Genomic DNA, 17,821 nt, shown 5'->3' with positions numbered 1-17,821 from the left:
CAATTTCATAAAGTAGCGCTAGATATTACCCCCCCAACCCCCCCTTATTTCGGGGGGGAGTGGGGGGGGTAGTAGCACATATGAAAGAAAAATGGTATTAGATTGGATTTAAGATTAGCACATAGGTTTGTAGAAAACCGGGCGGTTAGAAACCGCGTCTATACAAACGAAACCCGCCTGTGCGGGTTGAAGACCGGGAAACGAAAATCACGTTATCTTCTTAAGTCCGCTTGGCACGGAAATCGTTTGTATACATGGGGTTTCAACCGCCGTCTCAGCTAAGCACCGAACGGGCGATCGCACCTGTACAATAAAATCAAAAGGGCGAATGATGGGAATTGAACCCACGAATGGTGGTACCACAAACCACTGCATTAACCACTTGGCTACACTCGCCATAACTTTTCTAACTATAGCACTATATTCCCGAAAAAGTCTAGGGGTCAAGCAAAAAAATTTTGATTTTTTTTTCAGCGTCCCCGAACCCATCGCATCACTTGTGCCTCAAACGCCTTGCACAGCAAGAGTTTAGCACAAATTCTCGTTTGGGCGATCCTCTGCGAGGGCTCCGCCAACGGCAAATATCCCGCGCCCCAGCAGCGCATTAAAATAGACACACATCCCGAACTGCATCAGTTGTCAACCCTCCCTCTTCCCTCTTCCCTCTTCCTTTGCGCCCTTTGCGTCTTCGCGGTTCGTTAAAAAAAGTCTTCTGTGCAACCTAAAATCTAAAATCTAAAATCGATATGACTTACTGTCTAAATCCAGAATGTCAACAACCCGAAAACCCAACACCGCAAAACTTTGCTTAAACTGCAGCTCAAACCTGTTGCTGAGACAGCGATATCGACCGATTCAACTTTTAGGGAAAGGTGAATTTGGCAAAACTTTAGTCAACAGTCAACAGTCAACAGTCAACAGTCAACAGTCAACAGTCAACAGTCAACAGTCAACAGTCAACAGTGAATTTACTATTCCGATGAAGAGAGGATTTGAGAGCGGCCCAAAATTAACCGAGTGCGACAATAATGCTGCTAAATTGTAATTTTTCGGCCGGCTAACTAATTAAAAAATTTAAATTTAAACTCTACCTGTAAGCAGATAAACTTGTCCCGCTATCTGTATCCAGCGACCGAGGTTCGGCGCGATCGCTTGTTGCACAATAGACTCTGAAGGCGAACACAGAAAAAGTCAGCAATCTGACGGCTTTAACAGCAAAAGTAAACAGAGGTACCGATCCATGTTTTTTCACAAAAAACAATTAATGTCTGCAGTGACAGTAGACGAAGCCAATCCCCGCTTTGCTCAATTACTCCTCGAACAATTTGGCGGAGCAACCGGAGAACTGACAGCAGCTTTGCAATACTGGGTGCAGTCTTTTCACTGTGAAAATGCAGAGATTAAAGATATGCTCCAAGATATTGCGATCGAAGAATTCAGCCACTTAGAAATGGTTGGCAAACTGATAGAAATGCACACCAAAAACGTTGACCAAACAGAAGCTTACAAAAGCACTCTGTTTGCTGTTAGAGGTGTAGGCCCGCACTTGTTGGACAGCCAAGGTCAAGCTTGGAGCGCTGCTTATGTCAACGAAGGCGGCGATGTCGTGCGCGATTTGCGCGCCAATATCGGTGCCGAAGCCGGAGCTCGCCAAACCTACGAAGCATTGATTGAATTAGCGCCGGATGCAGGAACCAAAAAGACGCTGCACTTTCTGCTGACTCGCGAAATTTCTCACACTCAAATGTTTATGAATGCCCTGCAAGCTATGGGCAAACTTACCGATCCGATGTTCGGAAATATTCAGCCTGATTCAACAGTAGATTTGTTCTTTAACTTGTCTAGCGATGGCAAAGACGAACCCACTGCTTTGAACTCTGAACCTACTTTTAAGTACGTCGCCGATCCGGCTCCCAAAGGTTAACCGCAAGATTGAGCAACTTAATATCCCCGATTTCTTAGAGAAGTCGGGGATATCTGTTTTATGTTTTTTTTAGGAGTTTCGGCTCCCAGATGTTAGAATTATTCAACATCCCAATCGAACATTCACATCAAATCCCTATTGAAATTGCGATCGACCTATTTATTAGTATCTCACGGCAGCCGCGACCCCAGACCCCAACTGGCTTTGGAAAACCTCGGTCAACTGCTTTCTCAAAAATTAGCCGCCTCGTTCCCCGCAGTAGCAACCGCCACCCTAGAACTCGGCCCCGCACCGCTGCACGAACAAATTTGCAGTTTTGGCGAACGTACCCTGTCCCTGGGGCTGACACAATTGCAAATCCTGCCCGCATTTTTATTACCGGGAGTTCACGTCGCCGAAGACATACCCGCAGAGGTAGAAACTGCCCAAAAAACTTTTGGTACCAAACTAAAAATTGAATTGCGGCCGCATTTAGGTTCCCAGGAAGCGGGCTTAACAAACTTGCTAAAAAATCAGATGCAAGAAGTGGCTTTTCTCCCCAATTTGCTATTGCCAAAATGGATTTTACTATCTCACGGCAGCCGCCGCCCCGGAGGTAACTCGACAGTTGAGAAAATCGCCAGCGAACTCGGTGCCGAGACAGCTTATTGGTCGGTAAAGCCGAGTTTGGAAGCACAAATTGATAATTTGGTTCGCGGTGGACAGCAGCAAATAGGAATTGTGCCATACTTCTTATTTAATGGAGGAATTACAGATGCGATCGCCAAAAATGTCGCACAGCTAAAGCAGCAATTTCCGGCGGCAGAACTTCATCTGGCAAACCCTCTAGGCGCAAGTGCAGAATTAGCAGACTTAATTGGGAATTTAATTCAAAAATGAACCGCAGTGGCACAGCAGAGGTAAAGGAAGCCAAAAAAATGTCTTTAGGCAAAGTGTATTTAGTAGGTGCCGGGCCGGGAGATCCGGGTTTGATGACCTTGAAGGGAAAAGCTTTGTTAGAGTGTGCGGATGTGGTGATTTACGACGCTTTAGTCAGCCCTCAAATTTTGGCCGCAATCAATCCCCAAGCAGAACGAATTGATGCTGGAAAACGCAAAGGCCGCCACTCGTTAATGCAGGACGAAACAACTCAGCTACTGATAGAAAAAGCTCAAAATAATGCGATCGTAGTTCGTCTCAAAGGCGGCGATCCGTTTATTTTCGGGCGCGGCGGCGAAGAAATGGAAGAGTTGGTAAAAGCTGGAGTTGCGGTGGAAGTGGTACCAGGTGTAACTTCCGGGATTGCGGCTGCGGCTTATGCGGGAATTCCTCTGACACACCGATCGTACAGTTCGTCAGTAACCTTTGTCACCGGCCACGAATCAGCGGGAAAATATCGGCCGGAGGTAAATTGGCAGGCGATCGCCCGCGGCTCCGAAACCATTGTAGTATACATGGGAATCCACAATTTGCCTTACATTATCGACCAGTTAACAGCAGCCGAATTGAGCGCCCAAACGCCCGTAGCATTAGTGCGCTGGGGAACGCGGCCGGAACAAGAAGAATTGATCGGAACTTTGGGTACAATTGTAGAGCAAGTTGAGGCGACTGGATTTTGTGCACCTGCGATCGCGGTTATCGGAAATGTAGTTAATTTGCACTCTATTTTGTCTGGATGTCGCCCTGTTTTTCGGACTCAGGACTCGATCATCGCGGGCTAGAAACCCGGTTTATACGAAATATTTGCTCTCCCATCACGAGAAATCTACGAGTCAACAACCCAGTTTATGAAATTGCAAATGCGTCTAGGAGTTATTGGATGAGTTCCGAATTAGTTCCGCCAACAACAAAGCCCCAACCTCGATCGAATTCAGCCTTCAAGCAATTGTGGTCAATGCACGCGGTGATGGCAACCTGTTATTTGCTGCTGATTGTTGGGGGATTTTTGATGGTAAAAATGCCTGACAGTACACCATTGCAAGGCAACGCTTACAGCTTGCACAAATCGATTGGGGCGCTGACAATGGCACTGCTAACTTGGCGGATTTTCATTTTGCAGCGGGTTTGGTGGCGCAAATATACGCGCCGCCTTCCGAAGTTTACAAGTGAGTGGATTCGCACGTTTTTACTGCACGCGGCAATTTATTTGTTTATGGTAGCGGTTCCCCTGAGCGGATTTTTCCTCTCTAATTCCTACAAAAGCGGGAATGTGCCTTTTTTCTGGGTTGCAACGCTGCCCGATATCTTTCCTAAAAATGCAGCGGTTGTAGATTTGGCAAGAAATATCCATTTCTGGATGGCTTATACTTTCCTAGCCTTTATTGTACTGCACGCGATCGACCAACAAAAATATGTGCGATCGCTCTGGAGGCGAACCACCCAAGCCATGAAAAAAGCATCCCTCCGTTAACCTCTTTCATTAGTCAGTTGTTAGTTGTTAGTTGTTAGTTGTCAGTTGTTAGTTGTTAGTTGTTAGTAAGCTGTCGCGCATCTAAATTGCTCGTTACCAGGCTCTGCCTGGTAATGCAGATCCGGAGGCTCTGCCTCCTTTTACCTGGCAACTTACAGAAGAGAGGACTGTAGGAGGTGTTTAAGTAGATCGACATCTTGGTAACATAGCTCCTTTATGATTCGGCGGTTGAAACCGCCAGAAAGTCAAACAACGTCGGCCTGCGCCGACTGGTTCATAAAGGGTCTCCAAAACCCGGATTTGGTATAACTAATGACCAATGACTAATGACTAATGACTAATGACTAATGACTAATGACTTAACGCGCCACCTGCCGCATATATTCCCCCCACAACTGAGCAGCATTTGCACTGCCTCCCGCAGTCGGAGAATTATCATCATTCCCCAACCAAACTCCTGTCACCATTTGCTGGCTCGGAATATAACCGACAAACCACAAATCTCTATTATCATTAGTCGTGCCTGTTTTTCCAGCTTCTCCCAAACCCAAAGCAGCACTGCTCCCCGTACCTCCCCGCACCACACCTTGCAGCATATCAGTCATCGTATCGGCTACAGCTTCAGAAACTAACTGCCGGTTGGCAACGCTATCTTTTTGATAGTCATAAATCACCCGACAACTGTTAAAATCATTTCGATCTTTGCAGTCGCTGCTGTCAATAATTCGCTTGATTACGTGGGGGCGGTTGCCCAAACCCCGGTTCGCCAAAACCCCGAACGCACCCGTCAATTGCAATACGTTAACTTCACTTTCACCTAACACCAAACCGGGGGAAGAACGCAGTTCAGAAGTAATCCCCAAACGTCTTGCCATTCCCACTACATTGTCTAAACCGACATCTTGTGCTACTCTCAAAGCAATTGCATTTTCCGACTGTGCTATGCCCCGATACATATCAGCGCTGCCGCTGGTTCTTTCGCAGCCGCTGTAACTTTGTCCGCCCCAGGAAAGCGGCTCGCAAGAATAGGTTTTGGTGGGTGAAATTCCGCGTTCTAGGGCTGCTGTATAGGCAAAAATCTTAAATGTAGAACCGGGCTGTCTCAATGCTTGGGTAGCTCGATTAAACTGACTTTGCAGGTAATTTACACCTCCAACTAATGCTAAGACTTCTCCGGTTGCACTATTGAGAGTTACCACGGCTCCTTGAGAAAAACCTGCATTCGCTCCGGCATTTTCTACAGCATTTCTGAGGGAAGATTCGGCTACTTTTTGCAGGCTGGGATTCAAGCCTGTTTCTACTATAAAATTGCCTTCTCTGGCTAACTGCTCGCCCAGCAAAAACTCCAATTCGTCAAATACATAATTGTAGAAATAAGGAGCGATCGTACTTTGCAGGTATTGGCGGGCTTTGGGATTGATGTCGATTCTCGATCGCCTCGCGCGATCGGCTTCTTCCTGAGAAATCGTCCCCATTGCCCGCATCCGTTCGATCACCCGATCGCGGTACTGCACAGCCAACTGATAATTTTGAATCGGATTGAAACTATTTGGTGCGGGCAAAATACCCGCCAAAGTCGCCGCCTCCGACAAACTTAAATCCTTCGCCGACTTGGCAAAATAAAACCGAGACGCATCCTCAAAACCGTACAGGTCAATTCCCAAAAACACGCGATTCAAATAAGTCAGCAACAACTCGTCTTTGCTGTAATAATTCTCCAGTTTCAACGCAACTACGGCTTCCCGCAACTTGCGTCCGGCGGAATCTTGAGTTCCCACATAATCTCGAAACAAACTCCTCGCTAACTGCTGCGTCACTGTGCTGCCGCCTTCGCGAATTCCTCCGCCGCGCACGTTGGTCAACAGTGCGCGCAAAACCCCGATCGGATCTACGCCCAAATGCCAATTGTAGCGGCTGTCTTCGGAAGCAAGTACCGCCTTGGATAAATAAGGCGAAAAATCCTGCAATCCCTTTAATTCTACGTGAGCGTTGTTCTGGGGAGGGCGCAGGGGAGTTTGTCCGTCGCGGGCGTAAACGATCACCGGGCCGTTGATGCTTCTCGGCAGAGGCCGCACTCGAAACTTGGTGGATTCGACACCTACCAAAACGGCAATCAAAGCGGTGATTCCGCTGACTCCGTAAAAGCTGTAGCGCACAAATTCCAAATACCAAGGCGGCGGATCTACGTACTGAACTCTGACGGCGGCGGCGAGTTCCGGCGGGCCCAAGGTGAACACGTCTCCGTGACGCAGGGACATACTTTTAACTCGCCTTTTGCCGGAGTAAATGCCGTTGGTTGAGTCTTCGTCTTTGATGACAAAAGGAGTCCGCCGCCGAGTATCGCGCGACAGGGATAGGTGTACGTGACTGACAACGGGATTGCGAACTACAATATCTGATGATTTGGACGATCGACCTAACAAATATCGATCGCCCAATAGCGGATAAACCTCAGCTTTAGCTGCACCCGCATCTTGTACCCACAGTTCGGGTACTTTGGCATTCGGTTTCAGCGCTAGCTGGTTAAAATTAACCTTAGCAATTGTCTGGACTGCTTGGGTAATCGCACCCAAGACGGTTTGAGGTTTGCGGGGCGGCTGCGGTGGGGTCATATTTCGCTGTGGACTACGATCGAGCGATCGGCTCTTGCACCATTCTACTCGCAACTTTTGGCTATTTTCCGGATCTGCCCCACACTTTGGGCTATTTTAGATTGAATAATTTTAGATTGAATAATTTTAGATTGAATAATTTTAAATTGAATAATTTTAGATTTACTCTTCCAGATGAATCTGAGAGATTGAATCAGAGCGTTGCCCGAAAAGCCGGTCGTTGCGTCTAAAATTTTGAGATGCTGACGACAGGAGTCGAGGGCTTGTATGGGTTTTGGGGGGAGGTGGGCTAGTGGCGATCGACTTTGGGGTGATTCGCGAACTCCCGCCCGGTTGATTAGACGAGCAATTGCACTCATTCCCAAATCATCTTGAAATTATCTGCGTTTATCTGTGTTTATCTGCCTTAAATCTGCGGTTGACCACCTCGATCAAAATTTATGCAATTCAAATCCCTTCTTCCTTCTTCCGACTTCACGCTTGACTTCTTCCTTCTTCCCGATGAAGTTGGACCTTCGATGGGGGGGGACAGCAAAACATGACTAATGACTAATGACTAATGACTAATGACTAATGACTTCTTTTATAATTAAAACCCCCCTTAAAAAAAAGGGGGGGTTAGAGGCGTAAAATACGCGAGATTCTCCTTACATGGAAGAACCCAAACCGGCATAAGCGCCGTAGAAGAAAAGGCTCACAATGCTCAGAACACCTAGGCCTGCGACAGTAGCTACCAGCCACAAAGGAATTCTGCCACTTTCACTAAACATAGCCATCACCTCATTAATTCACAGCAAAACAAAGTCATCGAACTGCGGACATCAAACGGGAGCGTCACCAGTTAGTTAAAGAAATAACTGGAAAACAAAATACCCAGGGTAAAAACCATCAACAGGCCCAAATAAAGGGAAGTGCGATTTAACTCTACGGGTTGTTCGTTGGGATTAGGAACGCGCTCAGGCATTGTAAACTCCTATGGTTGAATAAATTGCATTGCGGCGATCGCGCCCAAAAAGAAAATTGTTGGGACACCTAAAGTATGAACTGCCAACCAGCGTACCGTAAAAATCGGATACGAAATTGGCTCGTTGTTTGGCGTTCTGCTAGTCATTTTTCCAACTCCTTGTTAAATTACTTGGCAATGAACTGATCTACTTGTTTCTTCGCATCAAAGCGATCCGAGATAATCGGTATTTCTTGTCGCTGCTCTGTGAAATACTGGTTGGGGCGAGGAGTGCCAAAAGCATCGTAAGCCAAACCGGTCTGGACAAACAGCCATCCAGCAATAAACAAAGCCGGAATGGTGATGCTGTGAATTACCCAATAACGGATACTTGTAATAATGTCCCCAAACGGACGTTCTCCAGTTGTACCGGCCATGTAGAATCCTCCTTTCAACAACAAATCGACTGACAATCTCTATTACTATTCTACTATCAAGCAGCTTCCGCTGAACCTTGATATTTCAGTAGAGTACCGTTTGCGCCGATCGCAAATCCGCGATCGGGGCCCATGAACACAATTTTGTAAAAATTAGCGGGAACATCTTCAACTTCGCGGTCTTTTTGCCAAGTTTTCCCGCCATCAAAACTGCACAGTAAATTGCCGCCCCCGCCGGCAACCCAAATTTCATTCTCAGTCCGGTAAGCCATGTCTAGCAAACCCCAACTTGCCTGGCGATCGGGAAAAAACGGTTTTGCCCAACCTTCGGCACTTTCTGGATCGCTAAATTGAATTTGACCGCCGCGGGCGAGCATCCACAAACGCCCGTCCTTGGTAAAGCCCATATTTTGCAGGCGCCGAGAACTGTTGCGGTTGTGAGGTTCCCAAGCTTCTTGTCCGGGTTTCCACACAGAATAGAAATTGCCCTTCGAGGATACCGCAACATATTGGCCGTCTTCAGAACGGTTGATATTGCGAACTACCCCAAAGGAATCCTGAACCACTCCTTTCCAGGTTTTGCCACCGTCAGAAGTCCGGTAAATCGCCCCCACATCCGTCGTCATCTCGGCCGAATTCGGGCCCAAAGCTGCGATCGTACTCGGAGAACCCGGTAACTGAGAGTTCAAAGCAATCCGAGTCCAAGACTTGCCCTCGTCCTCCGTGCGGAGCAAAACCGAAGGCTGGCCGACAATCCAGCCTTCAGAACCGGAAAAACTCACCGATGCAAAACGCGATCTCGGCTCGTCAATATCCAGAACTATCTGCTTCCAGTTCGTGCCGCCGTCGGTCGTTTCAAACAGAGTTGCCTCCGAACCGACCACCCAGCCGCGATCGGGATTGCTGCCCGTAAAGGCAATATCCTGCAAATTAGCTTCCGTCGGCAAATAAATCACCTGCCAAGGGTTGTAACTCACAGAACCGATCGTGCTGCAACTCGTACAGATGAGCGCAGCCGCCAATAACATTACAATTCGTTGCCAAAATCTCACAATCGTCCTACTGCAAACCATACATACTAAGTAAAAACAAGAAACCAACGACCAAGCCGCCAAAAATCAGCAAACTTTTCTGACCTTCAGTCATGCCGTTGACACCGACACCGTAGCGTTGATTTGCCTTAAATCCCGAAACCCCATCCTGCTGACCGACATTTTGAAACATCGACTTGCGCGCGGCGCACACGGGACAGACCCAAGTTTGGGGCAAATCTTCAAAAGCCGTCCCCGGAGCAATGTCAATTTTAGGATTGCCCTTTTTCGGATCGTAGACGTAGCCGCAGGCGCGGCACTCGTGCCGATCGAGGGTTTTAGTCTCACTGGCTGGATCGCTCATAGCTCCAAAAGGGTACGTAAGCTAATCTTAAAATATACATTAAAAATTATTGCAGAATATGGACGATTAATCTCAACTAATTCGTAATTCTAGCTACGGAAAATCCATATAATGTAAAGATAGAGTTACAAACCCTTTCACAGAGGCAGTAATTATTCACCGTGTTTGCACTCAGCGGCTACGAGTATTTTTTAGGCTTCCTGCTAATTTCGAGCCTAGTGCCTATCCTCGCCCTCACGGCGTCTAAGGTACTGCGGCCCAAAAGTCGTCCCTACGACCGACGCACTACCTACGAATCTGGCGTCGAGCCGATCGGCGGAGCCTGGATTCAGTTCAACATCCGATATTATATGTTCGCCCTGGTCTTCGTCATCTTCGACGTAGAAACCGTCTTCCTCTATCCTTGGGCGGTTGCTTTCAACCAGCTAGGACTTTTGGCTTTCATCGAAGCCTTGTTTTTTATCACGATCCTCGTTATTGCTCTTGTATATGCATGGCGCAAAGGAGCCTTAGAATGGTCTTAAGTTCAGACACATCACAAAAATCGCTAATTGTCAATCCGGCAGAGCGCCCGCAAGTCACATCCGAATTATCAGAGAACGTCATCCTAACCACGGTTGACGACATCTACAACTGGGCGAGACTTTCCAGTCTGTGGCCGCTGCTTTACGGTACGGCTTGCTGCTTCATCGAGTTTGCAGCTTTGATCGGATCGCGCTTCGACTTCGACAGATTCGGCTTAGTACCCCGATCGAGTCCCCGGCAAGCCGACTTGTTAATCACCGCCGGCACAATTACCATGAAGTACGCCCCCATCTTGGTGCGGCTGTACGAACAAATGCCCGAACCCAAATACGTCATCGCGATGGGCGCTTGCACCATCACCGGCGGAATGTTCAGCGTAGACTCCCCTACAGCAGTCAGAGGCGTTGACAAACTGATTCCCGTAGACGTGTACATCCCCGGCTGTCCTCCCCGTCCAGAAGCGATTATTGACGCAATTATCAAATTGCGGAAAAAAATCGCCAACGACTCGATGCAGGAACGCGGCAACTTGCTGCCCACCCACCGCTACTACACCAGACCCCACAAAATGAAAGTAGTAGATGACATTTTGGACGGCAAGTATTTGTCAATTCCCGGCCGGATGGCCCCACCGAAGGAATTGACTGAAGCAATGGGAATGCCAGTACCGCCCGCCCTGCTTGCAGGACAAAAACAGGAGGTACAACGTGGCTGAGACAGAAACCTCGATTGTTGAAGCTGGGAAGGTTTCTCAGTGGCTGACTCAAAATGGCTTTGAACACGAAGCTTTAGCCGCCGATAATTTGGGCGTGGAGATATTAAAGGTCGATCGCGAATTCCTAATTCCGATGTCAACAGCACTGTATGCCTACGGCTTCAATTATATGCAGTGCCAGTGCGCCTACGACCAAGGGCCTGGAGAAGATTTAGTCAGCGTCTACCACTTGGCTAAGCTGACAGATAATGCTTCCCATCCCGAAGAAGTTCGCGTCAAAGTATTTATCCCCCGCGAAGATCCGAGAGTACCATCAGTGTACTGGATTTGGAAAGCGGCAGATTTCCAAGAGCGGGAATCCTACGATATGTACGGCATTGTCTACGAAGGACATCCGAATCTGAAACGGATTTTGATGAACGAAGATTGGATAGGCTGGCCCTTGCGGAAAGATTACATTTCCCCTGATTTCTACGAACTGCAAGACGCTTATTAAGGGAGTTTTGCGAGGGCGGGTTTAGAGCATAAAATTGGACTTTTGGGGTTAAGTTTTATGTGAAACTCGCCCTCTGTTTTGGCTAATTAACTGGTTTAACTGGTTCCTAGGCTCTGCCTGGGAACCGATGTCTAGAGGCTCTGCCTCGCTGGTAAAAATTGGAGGCAGAGCCTCCGGATCTGCGTTACCAGGCAGAGCCTGGGAACGAGTAACAGTCAACAGTGAATTTACTATTCCGATGAAGAGAAGATTGGATATCATACAAGATGGGTTCATTCTTTACTACTATCATGAAGGAATTACCATTGCTGGAAATGATGGCGATGATGCGAAACTGTATTTAGAGAGAGAAGTTAATCGAAAAATTGGCATATTGAAAGCAATTGAAGAAGAGGAATCTGAATCATGAAATTACCTTATAGAATTGTTATTCAATGGTCGGATGAAGATAAGTGCTACCTAGTGCACTTACCTGATTTTCCATCTCAGCAGTTCCATACTCACGGAGATACCTACGAAGAAGCTTTGCAGAATGCAGTAGAAGTATTAGAGCTTTTAGTTGAAGAATATCAAGTAGATGGTAAATCTCTGCCAGCGCCTAAGACTTTAGTAGAAAACTTGCTGTTTGCTTGAATGTAGATTTGAAGCGATCGCCATTCTCCAAGAAACAGGTGGTATTTGTTTTGTGTGGAAGGGCGATCGTTTTGGATAGCAATGGAACTTCATTCCAACCGGATTAATTTGACTAACAGACTCATAATTTCTCCCTGTTGTGGTGTAATAATGATGCGATCGTCGAGAATGGCGATTGGATGAGTCCAACGCGAAACCTCCGCATACCGCAATGCGTGCAGTTGGTGGATTGTGCGGCGTACTCCCAGCGGTGAACCGATGATGATGTGACGGATTGCTTCGCGTGAGCCCTCAAAGGTTTGGTTGGTTTGGTTGGTTAAAACATTCGGCGATGTTTGGTTAGATGATGAATCTTGCAACATAGCTTTGATAATTTTCGATAGGTTTGATGCTTTGTCACGGTAAAACCGCGTACAATAACAAGTTGAAGAAAAGACAACAATTCCCCTACAGCACAAGTGGCTTAGCTGGTGCTGTCTAATCTTTATTGATTAAGCGTAAATCAAATAACGGTATACGTCAATCTATTTAATAAAAACGTACATTATTTAACATAAAGTAACGAATAGCCTATGGAAGTCTCAGAAAGAGCCGAGCGATCGCCCCTAATGCGACTGAGAGTTCAGCGGTTTTTGACTCAAAAGCATCTAGCAGAAGCACTTGGCGTTACGGAAGCGACGGTAAGGAACTGGGAATCGGGGCGATCCGTACCGAAACTAACGCCTGTTCAATACAAAAAGTTGCTAGAGATTCTGCAAATTACCTCTGCTGAATTACCAGACCAATTTGGTTATCCCAGTGATGCTGATGGATAGAATATTAAGAGTGGCAAAGAATACAGTTAAATTACTCGATGTCGTTGCTTTGACAGTTGACCTTCCTGAATACAACCTGTGGCGCGGACAAGTAGGGACTGCGATCGAACTGTTGGCTGATGGTGCAGCGTTTGAGGTGGAATTTTGCGATCGCAACGGACGCACTTATGAATCTGTCGGGCTGCAAAAGAGAGCAAATCATGGTGTTGTACTTTGAGCCAGCATCACCCGATCGCAAACTCGAAATGGTTACAGCATAATGAAATTAACAGATACCATAAGAATTAGTTTTTAAGGAAGTATAGCTATGACTCTGACATCAGACGGAAAAGCAGCCATAATCCATACAGAACGGGGACTCGCGATCGCAGGAACTCGCATCGCGGTGTACGACATCATGGACTACTTGAATGCGGGATGGACACCCAAATTAATTCCAGGATGGCTGCGTTTGACTGAAGAACAACTCAATGCAGCACTATCCTAATCTATGCCCAGAAAGATACGAGAATTAAAAGCTCAGATTGGACGTGAAGGGTTTGTTTACTTGCCCAAGCGCGGCAAGGGCAGCCACGAGCGTTGGCAGCATCCTCTGCTTAGAAAAACACTAACAATCCCAGGCAAAGATGGAGATGATGTGCCACTTTACCTAGAAAAACAACTAGCCAAATTACTTACTGAACTCGAAGAGCCAAGGGAGGAGGACAAGGATTCATGAATCGATACAGTATGATTGTTCAGTGGTCTGATGAAGATGGGCTTTTCTTGGTCACAATCCCAGAGTTTGCCGATCGAGTTGTGATGCCGTGTACTCACGGAAAAACTCGCTCAGAAGCAATTGGGAATGGCGAAGCAGTGATTGAAATGTACTTGGAGTCGTGGCAAGCAGAAGGGGAGTCTATCCCGGAACCCAGGACGCTTCAAGTTGCGTGAACTACCTATGGGAATAAAGATCGATCGCCCTTAGCTATGATAATTCACGCAATATTTGGTCTGCGATCGCATCCGGCAAACCAAGCAAATTTTGCGATCGCAACGGACGCACTTATGAATCTGTCGGGCTGCAAAAGAGAACAAATCATGGTGTTGTACTTTGAGCCAGCATCACCTAATATCAAACTCGAAATGGTTGCAGTATGAGCAGCCCAATAACTTGCGGACTTTATAGAAAATTGGATTTCAGGTTGATAAGTGAAATAGCTAATAAACCTGCGACCTTTAATGATACTGTTTACTTGCTCAGCAAATTAAAAATCTGGTGGTTCATCAAAATGACGACTCTGACCGCAGAAATCCTTTGTTCTGAGGCGGCAATATTTTCAGCAGCCGAGTCTCAACACCCAGAACCTCTGCTTTACGGCATCACAGACGGAAAAGCTGTTGGGACATATTTGGAGCAAAAGTTTAGACTCTATCTCAAGCAAAAATATGAATTTATAGATGGCAATTCAGCAAGCGGCATCGATTTCCCAGGGATATTAGTTGACGTGAAGGTAACAAGCATTAGGCAACCGCAGTCGTCATGTCCTTTCAAATCTGCAAGGCAAAAGATTTTTGGGCTGGGATATTCACTGATTATCTTTGTTTACGAAAAGACAGACAACAGTACCATCCGAACTGCAACGCTGAATATTCTGCATACAATTTACGTGAGGGCCGAAAGAACAGCAGATTTTCAAATGACTCGTGGGATTCTGAATATTTTAGACAATGAAGGCAATAAAGATGATTTGCTTGCTTTCATTTTTGACAAAAATCTACCTGTTGACGAAATTCAAGCAGGCAACATTGCAGACGAAATACTCACAAACCCACCAGTGCAAGGTTTTTTGACTATTTCTAATGCGTTGCAGTGGCGACTTCAGTATGCAAGAGTCATTGAGCGCGCCGGACAGCAGGAAGGCGTTATCGCAGTTTATAAATCTAACCGATGAATTCTAAATATCGCAAAACCAAACTAGAATACGGCGATTTTCAGACACCGCCGGCATTAGCCGAGATGGTTTGCCGAAAATTAGTAGAACTTGACGTTAATCCTAACACCATAATTGAGCCGACTTGCGGTGTCGGTAATTTTATTCAAGCTGCTGCACGTTCGTTTCCATCCGCAGCCAAGATTATCGGGGTTGAAATAAATCAAAATTACTTAACAGAATTCAGAAAAAACAAGCAATTATTTCAGGATAATAGATACGATATTTGGCACGGAGATTTCTTTCAGTTTGATTGGGATTCGTTAGTCAGCAAATGTACCGATCGACTGCTGGTACTAGGCAATTTTCCTTGGGTAACAAACTCGCAACAAGGAACTATTCACAGCGAAAATTTACCTAAAAAAAATAACTTTCAAAGTCACAAAGGCTTAGATGCTCTCACAGGTAAGAGTAACTTTGATATCTCAGAATGGATGCTGATTAAGGCAGTGCAGTGGCTGCAAAACCGGGATGCCGATCTCGCGATGCTTTGCAAGACTTCGACGGCTAGAAAAATATTGAATTACATTCACTCTCAAAAACTCTATCTCGCTGACTGTGCAACTTACACAATAGATGCTAAAAAATATTTTGATGCAAATGTTGATGCTTGTTTGTTATACTGCAAGTTTGACGCTCATTCACAAAACTACTTCTGCGATGTATTTAACAGTTTAGAAAATTCAGACTCTTATCGAATCGGATATCACAACAATCTCCTGATTAAAGATATAGATTATTTCAATAAATTGAGTAATTTATATGCTGTAAATTCAGGAACGAAATGGCGATCGGGTGTCAAGCACGACTGTTCTGGCGTGATGGAGTTTCGGAAAATTGATAATTTGTTTGTCAATGGATTTGGGGAAAATGTCCAGCTTGAAGAAACTTATCTATTTCCGCTATTTAAAGGATCTGATGTTGCTCAAAATCGCATTAATGCTACGGATCGATATATCCTAGTTACTCAAAAATTCATCGGTGAATCAACCGAAACTATCAAAACTATAGCTCCTCAAACCTGGCGTTATCTAGAGAATTGCGGGCAATATCTAGATAATCGGAAAAGCAAAATTTATCAAAAAAACCCTCGATTTTCGATTTTTGGCGTGGGCGATTATACTTTCAAACCTTGGAAAATTGCGATTTGCGGGCTTTATAAAAAATTGGATTTTAGGTTAATCGGTGAAATAGCTAATAAACCTGCAATCTTCGATGATACTGTTTACTTTCTCAGCTTTGACAGCGAGAGAGTTGCACGTCAAACTTTTGAGCTTTTGAATTCACCGGCGGCAATTAACTTTTATTCAGCGATCGTATTTTGGGATGAAAAGCGCCCGATTAAATCCAGCATTTTAAATTGTCTGAATCTAGCACTACTGGCAGATTCGGAATTTGTAACTGCAGATGCACGCAGATAAACGCAGATAGATCGAGATATAATTTCTATTATCGGTAATTCTGAAAACCTATGACTCAAGCTTTACCCAAACTCCTAAACTTCGAGGATTTTGTGGAGTGGCTGCCTGAAAATTCGGCGGTACGCTACGAATTGCACAATCGAAATATTGTTGAGATTGTACAACCAGCAGGCAAACATCAGGAAGTTACAGGCTTTCTTACAATCAAAATTTCCGCTCAAATCGATCGTCTGGGATTGCCATACAGTATCCCCAACCAAGCGATAGTTAGGCCTCCTGAAAAAGATTCTGGTTATTTGCCTGATTTGTTGGTGCCAAATCGTGCAAATCTGGTAAACGAAACTTTGTGGCAAAAACAATCAATCCTCAGTTTGGGTGCATCGATACCTTTGGTAATTGAGGTTGTGTCAACCAATTGGCGGGATGATTACTATTTGAAATATGCTGATTATGAGGAGATGGGTATTCCTGAATATTGGATTGTGGATTATGCTGCGTTGGGTGGACGTAGTTTTATTGGCAATCCGAAACAACCGACAATTTCGGTGTGTAATTTGGTTGATGGTGAATATCAAGTCCTCAAGTTTCGAGAGGGCGATCGGATTGTGTCGCAAACTTTTCCCGATCTGAACTTGACTGTTAACCAGATTTTTCAAGCTGGTTTAGTGTAAGCTGAATAAGTTGTAGATTGGGGAGTTTTAACCGCAGAGAGCGCAGAGAGCGCAGAGTTAGAGAGGAGAGAGATTGATGATTTAGGCTGCTATTTTTGACCGAATACGTAAAAAATGGTGACATCGTTCCAAATTCCTTGTTCGGTTTGTAATGCTTCTAGTTCTGCCTCAAATTCAGTCTTTGCTTGTGCTAATTGCTCGGTTGAAAGTGTTGATAACGGGGGCGGATATTGTCCGGGGGCGGGATGGGAATTTCCAGCCCACATTGCTTTTGCTTTTTCTAAACTGATATAGCTACCGTCTTGTTCGGTTTTAATTTCTATTTCTTTAAATCCTGCTTGTTCGAGCAGGTTTCGGCATTTTTCTAAAGTGCCTGTGGGTTTGCTCATATTGAAAGAAATGCCGTATTTTTCGGCTACTTTTTGCGTCACAACTCCGCCGACAAAAGCGGTGTCGGCGAAGGCATGAATGCCGAGGATTCCTCCAGGTTTGAGAAATCGGTGCCAGTGAGTGAGGGCTGCGTGCAGATCCGACATCCAAATGAAGGCTGAAGAGCAAAAAAGGCGATCGCAACTATTACCTGGAAAGTCGAGATTTTCGGCATCCGCCAGCAAAAATTCTGTATTGTCGAGATTTAATTCTAGAGCTTTGTTTCTGGCTACATTGAGCATTCCAGCCGAAATATCTATGCCAATAACCCGACCTTCTGATCCCACAATTTGAGCTGCTGCGATCGCCACATGGCCCGTTCCAGTTGCAATGTCTAAAACTTGCTGTCCGCGACTAACTTGCCCGTATTCTACCAGACGGTGAGCAATTTGTAAATGCCAGTCGCTATTATCATAGGTTTGACTTCTGCGGCTGTACAAATC

General features: G+C 45.7%; 29 protein-coding genes and 1 tRNA gene. 20 read left to right on the top strand and 10 right to left on the bottom strand.

The genetic code is table 11. The annotated features are described in order from the left end of the window. Positions 1-323 precede the first annotated feature (323 nt). Positions 324-396: transfer RNA gene (locus WBA89_RS09370), tRNA-His, on the bottom strand. Positions 397-746: 350 nt separating this feature from the next. On the opposite strand from WBA89_RS09370, the gene WBA89_RS09365 reads away from it, so the two are divergent. The 6 genes from WBA89_RS09365 (at position 747) to WBA89_RS09340 (ending at position 4,313) form a co-directional block, all read left to right on the top strand. Next, the gene (locus WBA89_RS09365; protein ID WP_333088826.1) at positions 747-812 is read left to right on the top strand and encodes a 4-Cys prefix domain-containing protein; all 66 of its coding nucleotides are present in this window, start codon (positions 747-749) and stop codon (positions 810-812) included. A 17-nt stretch (positions 813-829) separates the two neighbouring features. Next, complete coding sequence (locus WBA89_RS09360; RefSeq protein WP_424405889.1) at positions 830-1,045, top strand: hypothetical protein; 216 nt, start codon at positions 830-832, stop codon at positions 1,043-1,045. Positions 1,046-1,240: 195 nt separating this feature from the next. Beyond that, positions 1,241-1,924 (top strand): manganese catalase family protein, encoded by a 684-nt coding sequence (locus tag WBA89_RS09355; RefSeq protein ID WP_424405887.1) that lies wholly within the window; start codon positions 1,241-1,243, stop codon positions 1,922-1,924. A gap of 144 nt (positions 1,925-2,068) precedes the next feature. Then, a complete protein-coding gene (locus tag WBA89_RS09350; RefSeq protein WP_424405891.1) occupies positions 2,069-2,803 on the top strand; it encodes a sirohydrochlorin chelatase in 735 nt (244 codons plus the stop codon). Then, entirely contained in the window at positions 2,800-3,624 is an 825-nt protein-coding gene (gene cobA / locus WBA89_RS09345; RefSeq protein WP_424405885.1) for a uroporphyrinogen-III C-methyltransferase, read from the top strand. The genes WBA89_RS09350 and cobA overlap by 4 nt, the downstream gene beginning before the upstream one ends. A gap of 98 nt (positions 3,625-3,722) precedes the next feature. After that, positions 3,723-4,313, top strand: a complete 591-nt coding sequence (locus WBA89_RS09340; RefSeq protein ID WP_424405883.1) for a cytochrome b — start codon at positions 3,723-3,725, stop codon at positions 4,311-4,313. A gap of 359 nt (positions 4,314-4,672) precedes the next feature. Here the strand turns inward: WBA89_RS09340 and WBA89_RS09335 are convergent, their stop codons facing one another. The 7 genes from WBA89_RS09335 to WBA89_RS09305 form a co-directional block, all read right to left on the bottom strand. Further along, on the bottom strand, positions 4,673-6,925 hold the full coding sequence (locus tag WBA89_RS09335; RefSeq protein ID WP_424405881.1) for a transglycosylase domain-containing protein: 2,253 nt from the start codon (positions 6,923-6,925) through the stop codon (positions 4,673-4,675). 647 nt (positions 6,926-7,572) lie between these two features. Beyond that, complete coding sequence (locus tag WBA89_RS09330) at positions 7,573-7,695, bottom strand: photosystem II reaction center protein J (RefSeq protein WP_006635506.1); 123 nt, start codon at positions 7,693-7,695, stop codon at positions 7,573-7,575. Positions 7,696-7,766: 71 nt separating this feature from the next. Next, positions 7,767-7,889, bottom strand: coding sequence for a photosystem II reaction center protein L (locus tag WBA89_RS09325; protein ID WP_194060451.1), 123 nt, complete (start codon positions 7,887-7,889; stop codon positions 7,767-7,769). A 9-nt stretch (positions 7,890-7,898) separates the two neighbouring features. Further along, on the bottom strand, positions 7,899-8,036 hold the full coding sequence (gene psbF, locus WBA89_RS09320) for a cytochrome b559 subunit beta (protein ID WP_194009016.1): 138 nt from the start codon (positions 8,034-8,036) through the stop codon (positions 7,899-7,901). Between the two features lie 20 nt (positions 8,037-8,056). Continuing rightward, positions 8,057-8,305 carry a cytochrome b559 subunit alpha gene (gene psbE / locus WBA89_RS09315; protein WP_424405878.1) on the bottom strand — a complete coding sequence of 83 codons (249 nt, stop codon included), beginning with the start codon at positions 8,303-8,305 and terminating at the stop codon, positions 8,057-8,059. Between the two features lie 56 nt (positions 8,306-8,361). Next, positions 8,362-9,378, bottom strand: a complete 1,017-nt coding sequence (locus tag WBA89_RS09310) for a photosynthesis system II assembly factor Ycf48 (RefSeq protein ID WP_424405876.1) — start codon at positions 9,376-9,378, stop codon at positions 8,362-8,364. Next, positions 9,365-9,700 (bottom strand): rubredoxin, encoded by a 336-nt coding sequence (locus WBA89_RS09305; RefSeq protein ID WP_193972605.1) that lies wholly within the window; start codon positions 9,698-9,700, stop codon positions 9,365-9,367. Before WBA89_RS09305 ends, WBA89_RS09310 begins: the two co-directional genes overlap by 14 nt. A 161-nt stretch (positions 9,701-9,861) precedes the next feature. On the opposite strand from WBA89_RS09305, the gene ndhC reads away from it, so the two are divergent. The 5 genes from ndhC to WBA89_RS09280 all read left to right on the top strand — a co-directional run bounded on the left by ndhC (position 9,862) and on the right by WBA89_RS09280 (position 12,069). Next, positions 9,862-10,224: a photosynthetic/respiratory NAD(P)H-quinone oxidoreductase subunit C gene (gene ndhC / locus WBA89_RS09300; protein ID WP_006635500.1), complete on the top strand. Its 363-nt coding sequence runs from the start codon at positions 9,862-9,864 to the stop codon at positions 10,222-10,224. Then, a complete protein-coding gene (gene ndhK / locus WBA89_RS09295; RefSeq protein WP_333088609.1) occupies positions 10,215-10,940 on the top strand; it encodes a photosynthetic/respiratory NAD(P)H-quinone oxidoreductase subunit K in 726 nt (241 codons plus the stop codon). The genes ndhC and ndhK overlap by 10 nt, the downstream gene beginning before the upstream one ends. After that, positions 10,933-11,436, top strand: a complete 504-nt coding sequence (locus WBA89_RS09290) for an NAD(P)H-quinone oxidoreductase subunit J (RefSeq protein WP_424405873.1) — start codon at positions 10,933-10,935, stop codon at positions 11,434-11,436. Before ndhK ends, WBA89_RS09290 begins: the two co-directional genes overlap by 8 nt. A 127-nt stretch (positions 11,437-11,563) precedes the next feature. Beyond that, entirely contained in the window at positions 11,564-11,845 is a 282-nt protein-coding gene (locus tag WBA89_RS09285) for a hypothetical protein (RefSeq protein ID WP_424405871.1), read from the top strand. Beyond that, positions 11,842-12,069, top strand: a complete 228-nt coding sequence (locus tag WBA89_RS09280) for a type II toxin-antitoxin system HicB family antitoxin (RefSeq protein ID WP_424405869.1) — start codon at positions 11,842-11,844, stop codon at positions 12,067-12,069. The genes WBA89_RS09285 and WBA89_RS09280 overlap by 4 nt, the downstream gene beginning before the upstream one ends. An 89-nt stretch (positions 12,070-12,158) precedes the next feature. Here WBA89_RS09280 and WBA89_RS09275 read toward each other — a convergent pair whose 3' ends face one another. Further along, on the bottom strand, positions 12,159-12,431 hold the full coding sequence (locus WBA89_RS09275) for a hypothetical protein (protein WP_424405867.1): 273 nt from the start codon (positions 12,429-12,431) through the stop codon (positions 12,159-12,161). A 210-nt stretch (positions 12,432-12,641) separates the two neighbouring features. On the opposite strand from WBA89_RS09275, the gene WBA89_RS09270 reads away from it, so the two are divergent. From WBA89_RS09270 to WBA89_RS09230, 9 genes are all read left to right on the top strand, one after another. After that, the gene (locus WBA89_RS09270; protein ID WP_424405865.1) at positions 12,642-12,884 is read left to right on the top strand and encodes a helix-turn-helix domain-containing protein; all 243 of its coding nucleotides are present in this window, start codon (positions 12,642-12,644) and stop codon (positions 12,882-12,884) included. 10 nt (positions 12,885-12,894) lie between these two features. Then, positions 12,895-13,101 (top strand): DUF4926 domain-containing protein, encoded by a 207-nt coding sequence (locus WBA89_RS09265; RefSeq protein ID WP_424405863.1) that lies wholly within the window; start codon positions 12,895-12,897, stop codon positions 13,099-13,101. Between the two features lie 90 nt (positions 13,102-13,191). Next, positions 13,192-13,371, top strand: a complete 180-nt coding sequence (locus tag WBA89_RS09260; RefSeq protein ID WP_424405861.1) for a DUF433 domain-containing protein — start codon at positions 13,192-13,194, stop codon at positions 13,369-13,371. Positions 13,372-13,374: 3 nt separating this feature from the next. After that, positions 13,375-13,602, top strand: coding sequence for a type II toxin-antitoxin system HicA family toxin (locus WBA89_RS09255; protein ID WP_424405859.1), 228 nt, complete (start codon positions 13,375-13,377; stop codon positions 13,600-13,602). Beyond that, positions 13,599-13,817 (top strand): type II toxin-antitoxin system HicB family antitoxin, encoded by a 219-nt coding sequence (locus tag WBA89_RS09250; RefSeq protein ID WP_424405857.1) that lies wholly within the window; start codon positions 13,599-13,601, stop codon positions 13,815-13,817. Before WBA89_RS09255 ends, WBA89_RS09250 begins: the two co-directional genes overlap by 4 nt. A 36-nt stretch (positions 13,818-13,853) precedes the next feature. Next, complete coding sequence (locus WBA89_RS09245; RefSeq protein WP_424405855.1) at positions 13,854-14,024, top strand: hypothetical protein; 171 nt, start codon at positions 13,854-13,856, stop codon at positions 14,022-14,024. A 131-nt stretch (positions 14,025-14,155) separates the two neighbouring features. Next, positions 14,156-14,818 (top strand): restriction endonuclease, encoded by a 663-nt coding sequence (locus tag WBA89_RS09240; protein WP_424405853.1) that lies wholly within the window; start codon positions 14,156-14,158, stop codon positions 14,816-14,818. Then, positions 14,815-16,278, top strand: coding sequence for a class I SAM-dependent methyltransferase (locus WBA89_RS09235; RefSeq protein ID WP_424405851.1), 1,464 nt, complete (start codon positions 14,815-14,817; stop codon positions 16,276-16,278). Before WBA89_RS09240 ends, WBA89_RS09235 begins: the two co-directional genes overlap by 4 nt. A gap of 50 nt (positions 16,279-16,328) precedes the next feature. After that, positions 16,329-16,949, top strand: a complete 621-nt coding sequence (locus tag WBA89_RS09230) for a Uma2 family endonuclease (protein WP_424405849.1) — start codon at positions 16,329-16,331, stop codon at positions 16,947-16,949. 89 nt (positions 16,950-17,038) lie between these two features. On the opposite strand, the gene WBA89_RS09225 is transcribed toward WBA89_RS09230, so the two are convergent. Continuing rightward, positions 17,039-17,821, bottom strand: a 783-nt coding sequence (locus WBA89_RS09225; protein ID WP_424405847.1) for a class I SAM-dependent methyltransferase, incomplete at its 5' end; no start/stop codon positions are given.

The sequence above is a fragment of the Microcoleus sp. genome, from assembly GCF_049646505.1.
Taxonomy (GTDB): domain Bacteria; phylum Cyanobacteriota; class Cyanobacteriia; order Cyanobacteriales; family Microcoleaceae; genus Microcoleus.
Note: the sequence above shows the minus strand (reverse complement) of the source record. Positions and strands in the feature narration are given on the sequence as shown.